The organism is Micromonospora halophytica, from assembly GCF_900090245.1.
Lineage (GTDB): Bacteria > Actinomycetota > Actinomycetes > Mycobacteriales > Micromonosporaceae > Micromonospora > Micromonospora halophytica.
On sequence record NZ_FMDN01000002.1, the window covers coordinates 227271 to 242924 of the forward strand.

The following is a 15654-nucleotide window of genomic DNA, read 5'->3' on the forward strand; positions in this document are numbered from 1 at the left end:
CCGGTACGCAGAGAGGATCAGGCGCGGAGGATGCGGGTGAGGGTTTCCGCCGCGCGGTCGATCGCCGCCTCGTCGACGTCCAGGTGCGTCACCAACCGGGCGGTACGCGGGCCGAGGACCGAGACCAGCACCCCCTCGGCGCGGGCGGCGGCGGCGAGCGCCTTCGCGTCCAGCGGGTGTTTGGTCAGGTCCAGCGGGACGATGTTGGTGCGCACCGCGCCGGCCAGCACCCCGAACGGGGCGACCGCCTCGGCCAGCCGGGCCGCCTTGGCGTGGTCGGCGGCGAGCCGCTCGACGTGGTGGGCGAGGGCGTACCGGCCGGCGGCGGCGAGGACGCCGACCTGGCGCATCCCACCGCCCATCCGTTTGCGCAGGAACCGGGCCCGGGCGATCTTCTCGGCGCTGCCCACGACGAGGGAGCCGACCGGGGCGCCGAGCCCCTTGGAGAGGCAGACCGACAGGGTGTCGAAGAGCCGGCCGTAGGTGTCCAGCGGCACCCCGTCGGCGACGTGGGCGTGCCAGATCCGGGCCCCGTCGCAGTGCAGCGCCAGCCCGTTGTCGTCGGCGACCCGACGCAGCTCGCGCAGGGTCGCCAGCGGGATCACCCCACCGCCGCCCCGGTTGTGGGTCTGCTCGACGGCGATCGCCCGGGTCGGCACGGCGAAGTAGCCGTCCGGCCGGATCATGCCGGCGACCACGTCCGGGTCGATCTCCGCGCCGACCGCCGGCCAGGTCCGCGAGGAGATCCCGCCGTACGCGGCGGCGGCGCCGATCTCGTACGTGACGATGTGCGCGTCGGCGTCGCAGAGCAGCTCGTCACCGGCCGGCACGACGAGCTGCAGGGCGATCTGGTTGGCCATCGAGCCGGTCGGGGCGAAGAGCGCCGCCTCGTGCCCGAAGAGCGCGGCGACCTCGGCCTCCAGCGCGGTGACGGTCGGGTCCTCGCCGTAGACGTCGTCGCCGACCTCAGCGCCGGCCATCGCCTCCCGCATCCCGGCGGTGGGCCGGGTGACGGTGTCCGACCGCAGGTCGACCGGCCCGTCGCCGTTCCGCGTGCCGCCCGTGACGTCAGCCACGCAGCATCTCCGCCACCAGGAACGCCAGCTCCAGCGACTGCTGGGTGTTCAGCCGCGGGTCGCAGGCGGTCTCGTACCGGTCGGGCAGGTCGAGGTCGGCGATGTTCTGCGCGCCGCCGAGGCACTCGGTGACGTCCTCGCCGGTCAGCTCGACGTGCAGGCCGCCGGGGTGGGTCTCCAGGCCACGGTGCACCTCGAAGTAGCCGAGCACCTCGTCGACGATCCGGTCGAAGTGCCGGGTCTTGTAGCCGTTGGAGGACTCGTGGGTGTTGCCGTGCATCGGGTCGCACTGCCAGACGACCTTGGCCCCGGCGGCGCTCACCTTCGCCACGATCGGCGGCAGGGCGTCGCGGACCTTGTGGTTACCCATCCGGCTGATCAGGGTGAGCCGGCCGGGGATGTTGTCCGGGTTGAGCTTCTCGCAGAGCTCGATCGCCTCGTCCGGGGTGGTGGTGGGGCCGAGCTTGACCCCGATCGGGTTGGCGATCCGGGAGATGTAGTCGATGTGCGCGCCGTCGATCTGCCGGGTCCGCTCGCCGATCCAGAGGAAGTGCCCGGACAGGCCGTACGCCCGGTTGCCGGAGACCCGGGTGAGCGCCCGGTCGTACTCCAGGGCGAGCGCCTCGTGGGAGCAGTGCAGGGTGACCGTGCGCAGCGCCTCCTCGTCGGTCATCCCGCAGGCCCGGATGAAGGCCAGCGCCCGGTCGATCTCCCGGGCGATCGCCTCGTAGCGCTCGCCGGCCGGGGAGTTGCGGACGAAGCCCTTGTTCCAGTCGTGCACCGCGTGCAGGTCGGCCAGGCCGCCGGCCAGGTACGCGCGGAGCATGTTCATCGCGGCGGCGGAGTTCGCGTACGCCCGGATCATGCGCTGCGGGTCGGCGACCCGCGCCTCCGGCGTGGCCTCCAGGCCGTTGATCATGTCCCCGCGGTACGCGGGCAGCCCTCGGGCGTCGGTCGGCAGCGACCGCGGCTTGGTGTACTGCCCGGCGACCCGGGCGACCTTGACCACCGGCAGCGAGGCGCCGTAGGTCAGCACGATGGCCATCTGGAGCAGGGTGCGGGCGTTGGCCAGCAGGTGGCTCTCGGTGTTGTCGGCGAAGGTCTCGGCGCAGTCGCCGCCCTGGAGCAGGAACGCCTTGCCCTCGCAGACCAGCGCGAGGCGCTGGCGGAGCTGGTCGACCTCGTAGGGGGCGACGATCGACGGCACGGTGTCGAGCACCTTGCAGACCTCGGCGACCTCCGCCGGATCCGGCCACGGCGGGGTCTGCGCCCGGGGAAGGTCCCGCCAGCGGTCCAGGCCGAGGGCGGCGTCCTCGGCGGAGTCGACCGTGGGACGGCTGGTCTGCAGCGCGGGGCTGCTCACGGCGGGGTAGCTCAGCTGATGCCACTCATGGCGCATAGGAGAAAGCGTACGGCGACGGTCCAACCGACCCGTCATGGAGGGTGGCGGTTCCGGAAGATGGGAGCGTCAGGGGGTGACCGAGGTCTCCGGGGTGGGCTCGCCGGGCGCCTCGCCGGAGATGCACCAGTCGGTGCCGACCCGGGTGACGGTGAACCGCAGCGGCCGGACCACCTCCTTCGCGCCGACCGACACGGTCACGGAGGTGCTGACCTCCTGCCCGGACGGGCCGGTGCGCACGTCGGTGATCGCCGCCTTGGGCACCTCGAAGTGGTCGGCGAAGTCACCGTTGGGGCCGGTGGCCGCCGCGTCGAAGGCGGCGTGCATCGGGGCGCAGAGCTGGCTGCGCCCGGCGTCGACGTCCTTGGCGGACATCGCGTCGAGGTACGCCTGCACCCGTTCCCGGGACTTCGCGGCGGCCTCCTCGGCCGGGGCGCGGTCGAGGGGGGCGGCGTCCTCGTCGTCGCCGATGCCACAGCCGAGCAGGGACAGCGGCAGGAGCGCGAGCACGGCGACGGCGGTCGCGCGGTGCCTCGGGCGCATGGGTCCTCCCCTCGCTCGGGACGTCGGAGTGCCGAGCGGCGAGTCTGTCACATCGGTACACCGCCGACCACCACGACCCCGCCGGCGCGGGCGGCGGCGAGCGCGGCGTGGCAGGCGGCGAACGCGCCGGTCAGGTGCAGCGCCGGGCGGGGAGGGACCGTGGTCCCTCCCCGCCGTGTGGGTGGTGCGTCGGCGCTCGGCTCAGCCGAGACCGCCCTTGATGGCGCCGATCAGCTCGCCGTTGCCGGTGTCACCGGAGAGCTCCCAGAAGAAGGCGCCACCGAGGCCCTGGTTCTTCGCGTACGTCATCTTGCCGCCGATGGTGGCGGGGGTGTCGTAGCTCCACCAGTTGGCGCCGCACTTGGCGTACGCGGTCCCGGCGACGGTGCCGGTGGCCGGGCAGGTGTTCTTGAGCACCTTGTAGTCCTCGATGCCCTGCTCGTAGGTGCCCGGGGCGGGGCCGGTGGCGGTGCCGCCGGGGGCGGTCTGGGTCACCCCGGTCCAGCCGCGGCCGTAGAAGCCGATGCCGAGCAGCAGTTTCTCGGCGGGGATGCCCTTGGACTTGAGCTTCTGGATCGCCGCGTCGGACCAGAAGCCCTGCTGCGGGATGCCGGCGTAGGAGTAGAGCGGGGAGTGCGGGGCGGTGGGGCCCTGCGCGTTGAAGGCGCCGAAGTAGTCGTACGTCATCGGCATGATCCAGTTGAGCTGCGGCGCGGCGCCCGCGTAGTCGGTGGCGTCGATCTTGCCACCGGTGCTGCCGTCCGCGGTGATCGCGGCGGTGACCAGCGCGGCGGAGCCGAACTTGGCGCGCAGCGCGGTGACCAGGTTCTTGAAGGCGTTCGGTCCGCTGGAGTCACAGGTGAGGCCACAGGCGTTCGGGTACTCCCAGTCGACGTCGATGCCGTCGAAGACGTCCGCCCAGCGCGGGTCCTCGACCAGCCTGTGGCAGGAGTCGGCGAAGGCGGCCGGGTTCTGCGCGGCCTGGGTGAAGCCGCCGGACCAGGTCCAGCCGCCGAAGGACCAGATCACCTTCAGGTGCGGGTACATCTTCTTGAGCTTGCGCAGCTGGTTGAAGCTGCCGCGCAGCGGCTGGTCCCAGGTGTCGGCGACGCCGTCGACGCTGTCCGCGGCGGTGTACGCCTTCTCGTAGTCGGCGTAGCTGTCACCGATCGTGCAGCGCCCGCCGGTGGTGTTGCCGAAGGCGTACAGGATGTGGGTCAGCTTCGCGGCGGAGCCGCTGGTGTGGATGTTCTTGACGTGGTAGTTCCGGCCGTAGACGCCCCACTGGGCGAAGTAGCCGACGACCTTCTTGCCGCCCGGGCCGGGCGGGGTGGTCGTGGGCGGCGGCGTGGTGGGCGGCGGCGTGGTCGGCGGGACGGTCGGCGACACCGTGGGCGAGGCCGTCGGGGAGGTGGTCGGGGTGCCGCCACCGCCGCAGGGCGCGCCGTTGATCGTGCAGTTCAGCGGCGCCTTGTACGGCCCGGTGCCGTTGTAGCCCCAGTTGAAGGTCGCGCCCGGGGCGAGTGGACCGGCCCAGCTCTTCTTGACCGCGACGTAGTGGTTGCCGCTGCTGGTGACGTCGGCGTCCCAGGCGCTGCTGATGGTGGTGCCGGCGGGCAGGTCGAACTCGATGCGCCAGGTGTCGACGCTGGCGCCGGTGCCGTTGGCGATGGTGACCCTGCCCTCGTGGCCGGTCCCCCAGTCCTGCACCGCGGCGAACGTGGCGGTCACACTTCCGGCGCCGAACGCCGAGGTCACCGGCACCGCGGCGACGGTCAGCGCGGCCACGGCACCGGCCCAGAGGGCACGGCGGAGCGATCTCTTCATGTGGCACCTCCCCAAACAGTTAGGAAACTTTCCAGAAGGATGGGGAGACGCTACTCACGCGGTCATCACTTCGTCAAGATGTGCATGCGTCGATTTGTCGCGGCCTGCCCCGCACCGTCACTCCAGGCGCGTAGCCTCGCGACATGACCGTCTTCGACATCGAGATCGACGCGCTGGCCGGCGGCCCGGCGCACCTGGACGCGTACCGGGGTCGGGCGCTGCTGGTGGTGAACGTGGCGTCACGCTGCGGCCTCACCCCGCAGTACGCCGGCCTGGAGCAGCTCCACCGCGAGTACGCCGACCGGGGCCTGGTGGTGCTCGGGGTGCCGTGCAACCAGTTCGCCGGACAGGAGCCGGGGACGGCCGACGAGATCGGCGAGTTCTGCCAGGTCAACTACGGCGTCACGTTCCCGATGACGGAGAAGGTGGACGTCAACGGCCCGGCCCGGCACCCGCTCCACGCCGCCCTCGTCGACACCCCCGACGCCGAGGGGCACACCGGGGACGTGCGCTGGAACTTCGAGAAGTTCCTGGTGGCCCCGGACGGCACGGTGGCCGCCCGGTTCGCCCCGACGGTCACCCCGGACTCCCCCGAGCTGCGCGCCGCCGTGGAGAAGGTCCTGCCGGCCTGACCGGCCCCCTGCCGGACGGCCGCCTGGTCCGGCGCTGCGCCCGTCGGGTCCGACCGGCCCCCTGCCGGACGGCCGCCCGGCTCACTGCGGACCCGGCCAGGTCCCTCGACCACGGAACGAGCCCGGGGTGGTGGCCCACCCCGGGCTCGTCGGTCGGCCGCCCCGGCGCAGCAGGCCGGCGGCGGTCAGGTCACCCGAGCGCGCACGTCGATCCGTTGAGGGTGAAGCCGGTCGGGGCCGGGTTGGACCCGGTCCAGGAGCCGTTGAACCCGATCCCGGTGGACGCGCCCGGCGCGAGCCTGCCGTTCCAGCTCATGCTCTGCGCGGTCACCGTGGCGCCGTCCTGCTTCCACGTCGCCGACCAGCCCTGGCCGAGCTTCTGCCCGGCGGTCGGGAAGTCGAACGCCAGTTTCCACCCGTCGATCGGGGTGGTCCCGGTGTTGGTGACGGTGATGTTCGCGGTGAACCCGCCCGGCCAGGTGTTGGTCGCGTACGTCACCGTGCAGCCGGCCGTCGGGGTGGTCGACGGCGCGGTCTTCACGGTCAGCCCCGGCGAGGCCGTCGAGACGTTGCCCGCCGCGTCCCGGGCGGTCACCACGAAGGTGTACGACGTGTCGGCCGTCAACCCGGTCGCGGTGAACGAGGTGCCGGTGGCGCTGCCCAGCTTCACCGTGCCGGTGCCCTCGGCGCGGTGCACGTCGTACCCGGTGACGCCCACGTCGTCGGCGGACGGCGCCCAGCTCAGCGCGACGCTGTCGCTGGTGACCGCGCCGGCGACCGGCCTACCGGGCGCGGTCGGGGCCTCGGTGTCGCCGCCGTTGCCGTCGCCGTGCGGCAGCACGATGTGGGTGATCGAGTTGGCCGGGAAGGTGGCGGTGAAGCCGGTCGCGCCGACCGCCTGGTCGGCCTGCCGGACGATGCCGTCGAGGTTCGCACCGCTGTAGCGGTAGACCTGGGCGGTGCCGGCGGAGACGCCGGTGAGCGCGACCGGGCTGGTCAGCTCGTCGCTGGTCTTGTTCACCACCACCATGGTCAGCGCCTTGTCCGCGCTGCGCTCGGCCGCGTAGATCGCCAGCTTGCCCTGGTCGGCGCTGGTGGCCTTGACCGACGTCTCGCCGAACGCGCCGCCGGAGCCGTCGTAGTTGCGGTAGATCCGGAAGGCGTGCGCCACCGGCTCGTCGGCCTCCGGCGCGGTCCACAGGTTGGCCATGTCCAGGCCCTCACGGCCGAAGATGCCGAGGATGTCGGCCTGGGTGAGCGCCCCGTTGAGGTGCCCGTACGCGCCCCAGCTGTACTCGGTCATCGCGATCTTCGTACCCGGGTAGTGCTGGTCGACCAGTTCCCGCATCCGAGGGATCATCCGGACCGGCTTGTTGATCCAGCTCTCGTCCACGTAGGTCGGGTCCCAGAGCTGGCGGGTGGAGCGCAGTCGCCGCTCCTGGGTGGCCGCGTCACCGGCCTCCTTGTGGTGCACACCGGTCTGCTGTGGATAGATGTGGATGTCGAAGTAGTCCAGGATGCGCGTGCCGTGCTCCTGCTCGTAGGCGCGCATCTGCTCCAGGTACCACGGACCCAGTTCCTTACCGCCGTGCGCGGCCCGGTCCGGCGGGTTGCCCCAGCAGCCGGTCCGGCTGCAGGTGTCCTGGTCGAGGCCGGAGAAGTGGATCGAGTTCAGGCCCCAGCCCACCGGCCCGAGGGTCTTCGCGCCCGGGTCGGCCGCCTTGATCGCCGCGGCGTACGCATAGGTGCGCTCGCGCAGTTCGTCGTAGCCGAGGCCCTCCTTGCGGACGTCACGGTGGGTGCTGTGCCAGAGGTCCGGCTCGTTGTCGAGGTTGTAGAACTCCACCCCACCGTTCGCCGCACTGCCGAACTGGCTCTTGAGGTGGTTGACGAAGTCGGTGGCGTACTGCGGGCCGACCGCGACGCTGGTGTCCAACGGGTCGTTGGTGGTGATCGGGGTGCCGTCGGCCTTCTTGCCGTTGCCGCAGTCCGGCCACCAGGGGTCGGTCGACTGCTGCGGGCCGTACTTGGCCACGCTGAAGGAGCACGACCGGGTACGGTCCTTGGCGACCCAGCCGAGCATCGGCACGGTCATGATGGTCTCGGCGCCGGTGGCCTTGTCCTGCGCGACGAACTTGTCCGTCTCCGAGCCCTTCGGCAGGCTCGCCGGGTCGGCGTTGTCGTTCGGCAGGTTCTCGAAGTACCAGTCGGCCGCCCGGTTGGTGATGTCGTGCCGGAAGTTGTAGCGGGTGGTGTGGTTGCCGCCGTAGCGGTGGATCGGCAGCCGGATGTCACGGGCCAGCGCCTCGTCGGCGAAGTTCATGCCGTAGACGTACGGGCTGATCGCGTGCCGGCCGGCGGTGGTGTCGACGGCCAGCGCCGGACCGGCCGCGGCGTGGGCGGGTTGGGGCAGGGCGAGGCCGCCGAGGGTGACGGCCAGGGCGACCGGCAGCAGTGCTGTGGTGGGACGCACGAGCTTTCCTCTCACACAGGGATTCGAGCCCGCCAATGGGAGCGCTTCCACAGGATTGCGCTTTCCTCCGCACCCGTCAACGCCACCCCGCCGCCAAACGATCATGTCGATACGATTCGAAACCCCCTGGTCAGCGAGGGCACCGAGAAGAACTTCCGGAAATTCCTGCGGGCGGACCGGCCGACGTCGACGGTCGCGACGCCGACAGGTTGGCGCCGGCCCGCACGCACCATGGGGCGCACGAGTCCGGGGCCGCACACGCGTCAGGGCCGCGCCGGGCCACCGTGGACGGTGGCCGGGCGCGGCCCGAGCGCGACCGGGTCAGCCGGCGGCGGAGCGGAACACCGGGTAGTAGCCGCCCGACTGGCCGGCCGCCGTCGGGTGGTACGAGATGCCGATGTTGGCGTAGTTCAACGCGTGCAGCCACTTCTCGCCGTAGCTGCACAACTGGTGCCCGACGAAGATCGACCGGACGTCGGCGAACTTGAACCCGGCGGCCAGGGCGGCACTGCGGGTGATGTCGTCGACCAGGTTGATGCCCTCGTTGATCTTCGCCCGGGAGGTGGCGCTCAGCCCCACGCAGAAGGTGCCGAGCTGGTAGAAGACCGGGTAGCCGACCACGACCACCCGGGCGTTTGGCGCCTTGGCCCGGATGCCCTTGTAGACGGTGGAAAGCAGGCCGGGCAGCTGAGTGCGAGCCTTGTCCTCGGCGGCCTGCACGGCGGCAACGCACTGCGTCTGGCCGTAGAGCACGCAGGTGGTCATGATGTTGGCGAAGCCGACGTCGTTGCCGCCCACCGTGACGCTGACCAGCGTGGTGGTCGAGGAGAGCGCGGAGAGCTGCTTGTTGGTCACGTCCGTGGTCCGGGCACCGGAGCAGGCCACCGAGCGGTACGACGCGGGTCTGATGTTGGCCTGGTAGAGCGCCGGATACGCCTTGGTGCTGCGCTGACAGGAACCGCTCTCGGAGGTGTAGCTGCCGGCGCCGACGCCGGAGGCGTACGAGTCGCCGAGGGCGACGTAGTGATCGGCCGGCGCTGCCTGGGCGGGCACCGCGAGGGCGAGCGTGGCGCCGAGGGAGGCAGCCATGCTCAGGGCGAGGGTTACGAGACGGGATTTCCGCACGTCGCACTCCTGGGGGTCGGAAGTGGTGGTGCGAGATTGATATCAGTGATCTTCGACGTGTTGGAAGATCACCGATTCGCGCCTGCCGCCCAAAGATCCGTATGGCTACAAATCCTTGCCGGATGATCTATCTCGGATGAAGGTTTCCACCATCGCCGCAGTGCGCGCAGATCCAGCCATATCGGACATGACTCGACCCGCCGAGTGGGGGAACCCCTATCCGCACCAAGCCGGGTTGGCACCGGACACGACGACTGCGAGACTGACCGGCAGCGGCGGCATCGGGCAGCCTCGGGCCCGGCTCACGACGGTCGCCGGTATGACGCGGGTGCCCAGCAACCCGCACACACGGAGACGTAACCCACCCGCGGAGGCGCGAAGGACCTGGCAGAGAAAAGACCGAGCCTTGGCCGCCACCCGGCCGAGGCGGCGGCAAGCCGGGGATCAGGCCGGGCGAGACGACCGGGGGGTCGCGCGGTCAGGCCGGGGCACGCCACTCCGAGGCGAGCACCGACCAGATCGCCGAGTCGACCCGCCCCGACGGGCTCGGGTAGCGCTGCCGCAGCGTCCCGTCGTGGCTCATACCCAGTCGCCGGGCAACCGCGATGCTGCGCGCGTTCTCCGGATTGGTGTGCCACTCCACCCGCGCGATGCCGCGCTCCCGGATCGCCCAGTCGATGATGCGGCCGGCGGCGCGAGTGACCAGCCCCCGCCCCTCGGCGGCCGGCTCCAACCAGCAGCCGGCCTCGCAGACGCCCTGCGCCACGTCGAACGAGACGAACAGCACGCCGCCGACGAGCACACCGTCGTCCCAGATCCCCCAGATTCCGCCGCCGTCACGCGCCCACCGGTCGGCGTAGCGCTGGAGCACGTCACGGGCCGAGTCGAGGTCGGCGGCCACGAAGGACGCGCCCACCCAGGGTGAGATGTGCTCCCGGCACCGGTCGAGGTTGGCCAGGAACTCCTCCGCGTGCCACGGCGACAGCGGCCGCAGCTCGGCGGTGTCGGTCAACGACAGGGCGAACATGCTTCTCCTCAGGCTTCCGGCAGGCTCAGCCGCAGGGTGGGGCCGGAGACGTCGGCGAAGCCGAGCGACCGGTAGAGCGGCTCACCCTCCGTCGACGCCCGCAGGTCGATCTTGCGGACACCCCGGTCGCGGTACCAGTCGAGCAGCGCCGACAGGCAGGCCCGGGAAAAGCCGCGCCGCCGGTACCCGGCATCGGTGACGACGTTGAAGACGTACCCGGTGCGGCCGTCGGGGTTGCCCGGCCCACCCAGTCGCTGTTCGACGGTGCCCGTGGCGCAGGCGGCGAGGACGCCGGGACGCCCCGGCGCGTCGACCACGAAGACGGCCATCGTCGCCTCAGAGGCGTCGAGATGGTCGCGCAGCACCTGCCGGGCCGACGCCTGCCACGGGCCGGGAGTCGGCGGCGTCCCGCCCATCGACGCGAGCATCACCCCGCGCAGCCGGACGATCTCCGCCGCGTCCGCAGACCCGGCCCGCCGTACCGTGATCACCTCCGGACCGTACCGGACGTGCCCGCCGCGTGGGGTCCGCCGGGCCCTGGCCGGACCGGCGAGGAAGGCGGAACCGGACGAAGGTCACCGCGTGGGGCGACCGGCCGGCCCGGCGGCGTGGGCGGGGCGGCTCAGACCGGGCGACGGCCGGCGAAGCCGCACTCCACCCGGTGGTACCAGCGCACGTCGGTGTCCCCCTCCAGCCAGCACCAGAGCACCGGTTGGCCGGCCCGCTCACCGGGGAAGTCGAGCAGCACCGGGGCGATGCCCTTGACCTGGATGTCGTGGGAGTCCAGCTCCTCCAGCACGGCGTGCAGCCGGGCCTCCAGGGCCTTCACCTCGGCCACCCCGCCGAGCACGGATACGCCGTGGGCGGCCAGGTCTGCGCGGAGTTCGGCCAGGTCGGCGCGGAGCCGGATCAGCTCGTCGACGCGGGGACGCAGGGTGGCCACCAGATGGCGCGCCTGGGCGAGAGTGAACACCGGGCCAGTATGGGGCACGGGCATCGGCGACTCCCTTACCTGGAAGGCGAACCGACTGCCGAGCGACGGTGGGCCACCGGCCGACAGCCGCTGTCCACAAAGGTTGGCAGTCGATCCGTTCGTCAAGGTCGCGAGGGTGGCCACACCCCGGCCCATAGTTCAAGATCTCCCAGGCACGCCATTCCTGGTGTCGCAACCCCCCTCACGCCCGGGCACAGCCGTCAGGGCGACCAGGAACCAGTACGGGAGACCCCTCATCGTGATCAACAGGTATGCCGGCAGCTGCGGGAAGTGTCGGAAGTGGGTGGAGGCCGGGGCCGGCCAGGCGGTCAACGTCGGAGGCCGGTGGAGTTCCTACCATCACGACTGCGCGCCGGTCAGGACCGCTCCGCCGGTAGGAAGCCATGGTGGGTGGCACACCATGCCCGTCGTGGGCTTCGACATCGAGGGCACGGTGGACGAGCCGAGTGAGACCCGGATCATCTCAGCAGCCCTGGTGTACACGGACGGAACCACCTCGAACTGGCTCATCGATCCCGGGGTGCCGATTCCGCCCGACGCCACCGCCATCCACGGCATCACCGACGAGATGGTGAGGAGCGCGGGAAGGCCGCCGCGAGAGGCGCTGGCCGAGCTGGGAACGGCCATCGCGAAGGTGATCGCCGATGGAACGCCGCTCGTCGCCTTCTGCGCCCAGTACGACGTCACGGCGTTGCACACCGAACTGGCTCGTCATGGTCTTCCGGCCGTGGACTGGGACCGCGCCGTCATCATCGACCCGTCGATCCTGCACAAGGAGGTCGAGCCCCGCTGGTACGACGGCGGGCAACTCGGTGACCTGTGCAGGTACTACGAAGTCGACCTCACCACCGCTCACGACGCCGCGAGCGACGCCCGCGCCGCCGTCGACATGGCGGTGTCGCTCGCGGCCCGTCACGAACGGATCGCCCGGATGCGGCCCGACGTCCTCCATCAGGAGCAGGTCACCTGGTACGCCGAACAGAAGCGGGGACTGCAGGCGTACTTCGACCGGCAGGGCCGGAACGAGACGGTGAGCCTGGAATGGCCGCTGGAGACCAGGCGCCGCCGATAAGCAGGCACCACACCATCCGAGGGTCGTACGGGGCAGGGCGCCGCAGCCGGCCTGCTCGCGCGGACCGGCTGCGGCGCCGACCACGTCGATCGAGCACTCAGGATAGTCAGATCGTGCCGCAGTGCGGGTCGCTCGCCCGGATTGAACGCTCCGAAGGCAGCTTCGACGTCTACGTCAGCGGCTCTCTTCGCGGGTCGTGCCCACTCGGCGTGCCAGAGCAATTCGGCTGGCGGCCGCCCGCCAGGTCGAGGGAGACCCGGTGGGCGAACCGGATCGCCCGGCATCCAGCCAGGCCGCCCAAGACGTCGTCCACACTGAGCTTTGGCCGTCCGCCCTTCCCGGTGGCCTCCGCCTGCTGAACGACGATGTCTGCGATCCGGTCTGGGGAGTCGTCCAGCAGCATGCAGAGAAAGTCGTCCGGATGCAGCACCTCGATGGCGTACGGCGCGAGGGCGTGGTCCGGGAAATCACGGAGGTTGGCGGTGACGATCACCTCCGCATCGGCGGCGACGGCGGCGGCGAGCACGTGGCGATCTTTGGGATCATTGGTCATCTCGGCGACGAGGTGCTCATAGCCTGAGACCATCGCGGTCGGGAAGTACTCTCGCATGACTTCGACCCTGCGTTCGGCCTTGGTGCCGAGTACGGACGGCGGAAGGTTCCGGCGAACCTCGTCGAGGATCGCCTGGGTCCAGAACGGGCGATACAGATCCTGCTCGGCGCAGCGCAGCAGGGTGTCGGCGAGCACACTGGGCACGAGGACACAGGCGTCCAGCACGGCGACGATCATCGGCGGACGTCAGTCGTTCGACTGCTCGTCCGACGGCTGACGACCCCGACGAATCGCTTCGTCGTAGACGCCCATGTCGACCGCGTCCGCCGTCAAATCGTCCAGTGCCTCACGGCGCGCTCTCGATCGGCGCTCCTTGTAGGCCAGCACGTCGTGCAACGCGACCCGGCGGCTGGAGTTGGGACGGGTGTAGGGCAACACGCCGTCGTTCATCAGCTTGACCACTGTCGGGCGGGTCACCCCCAGGATCGCGGCGGCCTCCCCGGTCGACAGTTCGACGTTCTCAGCCATGACCCGCACCGGCCGTCCCCGGCCGAGGATCGACACGACTTCGGCGAGAGCTTCGCCCACCACGGTCGGCACATCGACCGGCTCTCCCCCATCCACGATCAACTGAAGCCGCCGGCCCCGAAGCGATCGCCGAGCAAAACGCCTCAGCTCGTCCCCGTTGGGCGCCGATCCACCTGCGGGTACCACCGTCACCAAAGCCTCCGACCTGATTGATCCCGTCACCACGATACCCAACAAAACGAAAAAAACGATAGAAGCGTGCAAGGCTGGGCACCTGGTCGCATGGAGCAGCGGATGGCTTCACGCTGCCGGCGTCAACCGCCGCCTCGGCGGGTCGCGGCGCACTGGCTCTGCCAGGTGCGCAGGGCCTGCTTGAGGCGGCGGTTCTCCTCCTGCACGAGATCGAGCCGCCGGTTGCGCTCCCGGACCTCGTACGCGAGCCGGTGCAGCAGGGCGTGGACGTCCTCGGGCCGGTAGCCGCGCCGGCCGAGCGGCGTGCGGGGCAGCTCGACGGCGGTGAGCCGGTCCGGGGTGAGCGGGCCTGCCGGGGCGCTGCGGCTGCGGTAGACGCCCATCAGCCGGCGTACCCGTCGGGCAGGTGGATCCGCTCGGGCGGAACCCCGGCGGCGAGCAGCCGCAGCCGGGACCCGGCGACCATCGGTGGCGGCCCGCACAGGTAGACCTCCTGGCCGGGCCGGTGGTGTTCCAGGGCCACGGTGACCGCGTCACCCCGCTCCCCCGGCTCGGCGAGCGGATCGTGTGAGAAGGCGGGCAGGACGGTGAGCCAGTCGTGGGCGCACTGGAGCTTGTCGAGGCTGACCGGGTCGTAGAGGTCGGCGAGGGTGCGGGCGCCGACGACCAGGGTCACCCGACATCCGGCCGGCGCGGCGGCCACCTGCTCGACCAGGGCGCGCAGCGGCGCGAGGCCGGTGCCGCCGGCGATCAGCAGCAGATCCGCCCGGGGCAGCGGGGTGAGCAGCAGCCCGGTGCCGGCGGGTGGACCGAGCCAGAGCGGGTCGCCGGGGCGTACCGCGTGGACGAGGGCGCGGGAGACGGCGGCGACGGCCCGGACGTGGAACTCCAGGGTGCCGTCCGGGCGTGGGGCGTTGGCCGGCGAGTACCAGCGCCACCGGCCGGGCCGGCGCTCGGTGCAGACGGGCACCGCCTGGCCGGGCCGGAACGGCAGGCGTCGCCAGGGGCGTACGGTCAGGACGGCCACGCCCTCGGTGGCACGGTCGTGGCCGACGACCTCCGCCGGCCACCAGGCGGGGCCGTCACCGGCCAGGGCGGCGCTGCTGGCCACGGCCTCGGACGCCCGCCGGCCGGCGTGCTGCCACGCCGTCGCCAGCCCCGGGGTCCAGGGTGCGTGACGCGCGACGGTGGCGATCAACGCGGCCCCGATGGTCGCCTGGTGCGGCAGCAGCCGGTGGTGACGCCAGGCGCGGCCGAGCACGGCCAGCAGCGCCGCCCGCCCGGCCGGGTCGTCGCCGCCGCTGGCCAACCGCCCGAACGCGGCGAGGAACACGGCCGCCTCCCGCTCCGGCAGCAGCCCCCTGCACTGGTCCTCGATCGTGGACCAGAAGTGGTCGGCCGCCGCGCGGGCGTACCGCATGGTGGCGGACCATGACGCGGCGAGAGCGGCGGTCACGAGCCGGCCTCGTCGGCGAAGGCCCGCCGGGCCGCGGCGACCGCGCCGGCCGGCACGTCGAGCGCCCAGAGCACCCCGGCCAGGTAGTCGACCACCCGGCGGTGCTGCGCCTCGGTCAGGCCCAGGCCGCGCCACGCCCCGGCGGCCGGCCGGGCGATGTCGCCGGCCGGCCCGCCCAGCGCCACCGTGAGGGTCAGCGCCAGGTGCCCGGCGAGCCGGGCCCGATCAACCCCGATCAGGTACGGCGCCAGCTCGGCGTCCGCCGCCACCAGCCGCAGCCACCGGGCCACCGCGTCGCGCACCCCCGCCGGCCCGAGCGCTTCCACGGGGTACGGCCCGAGGCCGGTCACGCCCACGGCCAGGCGTCCGGGTCACCCGCGGCGACCAGCTCGTCCACCCTCGCCTCGGTGAGCCCGGCCGCCCGCAGCGTGCCCCGGCCCCACCGGGCCAGCCGGCATGGATGCGGCACCCGCTCGGCGCGGCACAGTGGACCCACCGGCCACTGCTCCGGCGCGTGCACCAGCACCGCCCGTACGGCCAACGCCACGTCATCGTCGCTGACCGGAGTGAGCACCGGGAAGTCGTCCAGCACCGCCGCCATGAAGAGCCCTTCCGTCGAGATCGCGAGGTGGAACGGCACCGGGGCGGGCGGGGACGACGGACGCGCTCGGGTAACGCCCCACCGGAGCCCAGCACCCGCCCCGGGCCATGCGTCCAACCTCCCGTCCAGGCCGCTTCCGCCACAGGGCAGCAGATC

17 protein-coding genes are annotated in these 15654 nt (G+C 71.9%); 2 read left to right on the top strand and 15 right to left on the bottom strand.

All coding sequences use genetic code 11. From position 1 onward, the window contains the following. Positions 1 to 17 precede the first annotated feature (17 nt). The 4 genes from GA0070560_RS03695 to GA0070560_RS03710 form a co-directional block, all read right to left on the bottom strand. Complete coding sequence (locus GA0070560_RS03695; protein WP_281183655.1) at positions 18 to 1076, bottom strand: threonine aldolase family protein; 1059 nt, start codon at positions 1074 to 1076, stop codon at positions 18 to 20. Then, positions 1069 to 2475, bottom strand: coding sequence for a class II 3-deoxy-7-phosphoheptulonate synthase (locus GA0070560_RS03700; protein WP_091291342.1), 1407 nt, complete (start codon positions 2473 to 2475; stop codon positions 1069 to 1071). The genes GA0070560_RS03695 and GA0070560_RS03700 overlap by 8 nt, the downstream gene beginning before the upstream one ends. A gap of 69 nt (positions 2476 to 2544) precedes the next feature. After that, a complete protein-coding gene (locus GA0070560_RS03705; RefSeq protein WP_091291344.1) occupies positions 2545 to 3018 on the bottom strand; it encodes a hypothetical protein in 474 nt (157 codons plus the stop codon). Between the two features lie 201 nt (positions 3019 to 3219). Further along, a complete protein-coding gene (locus tag GA0070560_RS03710) occupies positions 3220 to 4845 on the bottom strand; it encodes a glycosyl hydrolase family 18 protein (RefSeq protein ID WP_091291346.1) in 1626 nt (541 codons plus the stop codon). 143 nt (positions 4846 to 4988) lie between these two features. Here GA0070560_RS03710 and GA0070560_RS03715 point away from each other — a divergent pair, with 143 nt between their 5' ends. Then, on the top strand, positions 4989 to 5477 hold the full coding sequence (locus tag GA0070560_RS03715; protein WP_091291348.1) for a glutathione peroxidase: 489 nt from the start codon (positions 4989 to 4991) through the stop codon (positions 5475 to 5477). A 190-nt stretch (positions 5478 to 5667) separates the two neighbouring features. Here the strand turns inward: GA0070560_RS03715 and GA0070560_RS03720 are convergent, their stop codons facing one another. The 5 genes from GA0070560_RS03720 to GA0070560_RS03740 form a co-directional block, all read right to left on the bottom strand. Continuing rightward, the gene (locus GA0070560_RS03720) at positions 5668 to 7965 is read right to left on the bottom strand and encodes a glycoside hydrolase family 44 protein (protein ID WP_245675335.1); all 2298 of its coding nucleotides are present in this window, start codon (positions 7963 to 7965) and stop codon (positions 5668 to 5670) included. Between the two features lie 306 nt (positions 7966 to 8271). Further along, positions 8272 to 9075, bottom strand: a complete 804-nt coding sequence (locus GA0070560_RS03725; RefSeq protein WP_091291352.1) for an SGNH/GDSL hydrolase family protein — start codon at positions 9073 to 9075, stop codon at positions 8272 to 8274. A 478-nt stretch (positions 9076 to 9553) separates the two neighbouring features. Further along, positions 9554 to 10102: a GNAT family N-acetyltransferase gene (locus GA0070560_RS03730; RefSeq protein ID WP_091291354.1), complete on the bottom strand. Its 549-nt coding sequence runs from the start codon at positions 10100 to 10102 to the stop codon at positions 9554 to 9556. An 8-nt stretch (positions 10103 to 10110) separates the two neighbouring features. Beyond that, positions 10111 to 10593 (bottom strand): GNAT family N-acetyltransferase, encoded by a 483-nt coding sequence (locus GA0070560_RS03735; RefSeq protein ID WP_091291355.1) that lies wholly within the window; start codon positions 10591 to 10593, stop codon positions 10111 to 10113. 131 nt (positions 10594 to 10724) lie between these two features. Further along, on the bottom strand, positions 10725 to 11075 hold the full coding sequence (locus GA0070560_RS03740) for a DUF2203 domain-containing protein (RefSeq protein ID WP_091291357.1): 351 nt from the start codon (positions 11073 to 11075) through the stop codon (positions 10725 to 10727). Positions 11076 to 11496: 421 nt separating this feature from the next. On the opposite strand from GA0070560_RS03740, the gene GA0070560_RS03745 reads away from it, so the two are divergent. Then, positions 11497 to 12168, top strand: coding sequence for an exonuclease domain-containing protein (locus GA0070560_RS03745; protein ID WP_091291359.1), 672 nt, complete (start codon positions 11497 to 11499; stop codon positions 12166 to 12168). A gap of 169 nt (positions 12169 to 12337) precedes the next feature. Here the strand turns inward: GA0070560_RS03745 and GA0070560_RS03750 are convergent, their stop codons facing one another. The 6 genes from GA0070560_RS03750 to GA0070560_RS03775 form a co-directional block, all read right to left on the bottom strand. Beyond that, positions 12338 to 12958, bottom strand: coding sequence for a PIN domain-containing protein (locus tag GA0070560_RS03750; RefSeq protein WP_091291361.1), 621 nt, complete (start codon positions 12956 to 12958; stop codon positions 12338 to 12340). A gap of 9 nt (positions 12959 to 12967) precedes the next feature. Then, positions 12968 to 13321, bottom strand: a complete 354-nt coding sequence (locus tag GA0070560_RS03755) for a helix-turn-helix domain-containing protein (protein WP_091291363.1) — start codon at positions 13319 to 13321, stop codon at positions 12968 to 12970. 242 nt (positions 13322 to 13563) lie between these two features. Further along, entirely contained in the window at positions 13564 to 13824 is a 261-nt protein-coding gene (locus GA0070560_RS03760) for a hypothetical protein (protein ID WP_091291366.1), read from the bottom strand. Further along, positions 13824 to 14897, bottom strand: coding sequence for an FAD-binding oxidoreductase (locus GA0070560_RS03765; protein ID WP_245675336.1), 1074 nt, complete (start codon positions 14895 to 14897; stop codon positions 13824 to 13826). Before GA0070560_RS03765 ends, GA0070560_RS03760 begins: the two co-directional genes overlap by 1 nt. Continuing rightward, entirely contained in the window at positions 14894 to 15253 is a 360-nt protein-coding gene (locus GA0070560_RS03770) for a globin family protein (protein ID WP_245675337.1), read from the bottom strand. Before GA0070560_RS03770 ends, GA0070560_RS03765 begins: the two co-directional genes overlap by 4 nt. Further along, entirely contained in the window at positions 15244 to 15537 is a 294-nt protein-coding gene (locus GA0070560_RS03775) for a hypothetical protein (protein WP_245675338.1), read from the bottom strand. The genes GA0070560_RS03770 and GA0070560_RS03775 overlap by 10 nt, the downstream gene beginning before the upstream one ends. Positions 15538 to 15654 lie beyond the last annotated feature (117 nt).

Bases quoted from the DNA above. Each gene is read 5' to 3' on its own strand.
- GA0070560_RS03700 (WP_091291342.1), bottom strand. From the start codon at position 2,475: ATGCGCCATGAGTGGCATCAGCTGAGCTACCCCGCCGTGAGCAGCCCC.
- GA0070560_RS03705 (WP_091291344.1), bottom strand. From the start codon at position 3,018: ATGCGCCCGAGGCACCGCGCGACCGCCGTCGCCGTGCTCGCGCTCCTG.
- GA0070560_RS03710 (WP_091291346.1), bottom strand. From the start codon at position 4,845: ATGAAGAGATCGCTCCGCCGTGCCCTCTGGGCCGGTGCCGTGGCCGCG.
- GA0070560_RS03715 (WP_091291348.1), top strand. From the start codon at position 4,989: ATGACCGTCTTCGACATCGAGATCGACGCGCTGGCCGGCGGCCCGGCG.
- GA0070560_RS03730 (WP_091291354.1), bottom strand. From the start codon at position 10,102: ATGTTCGCCCTGTCGTTGACCGACACCGCCGAGCTGCGGCCGCTGTCG.
- GA0070560_RS03745 (WP_091291359.1), top strand. From the start codon at position 11,497: ATGCCCGTCGTGGGCTTCGACATCGAGGGCACGGTGGACGAGCCGAGT.
- GA0070560_RS03750 (WP_091291361.1), bottom strand. From the start codon at position 12,958: ATGATCGTCGCCGTGCTGGACGCCTGTGTCCTCGTGCCCAGTGTGCTC.
- GA0070560_RS03760 (WP_091291366.1), bottom strand. From the start codon at position 13,824: ATGGGCGTCTACCGCAGCCGCAGCGCCCCGGCAGGCCCGCTCACCCCG.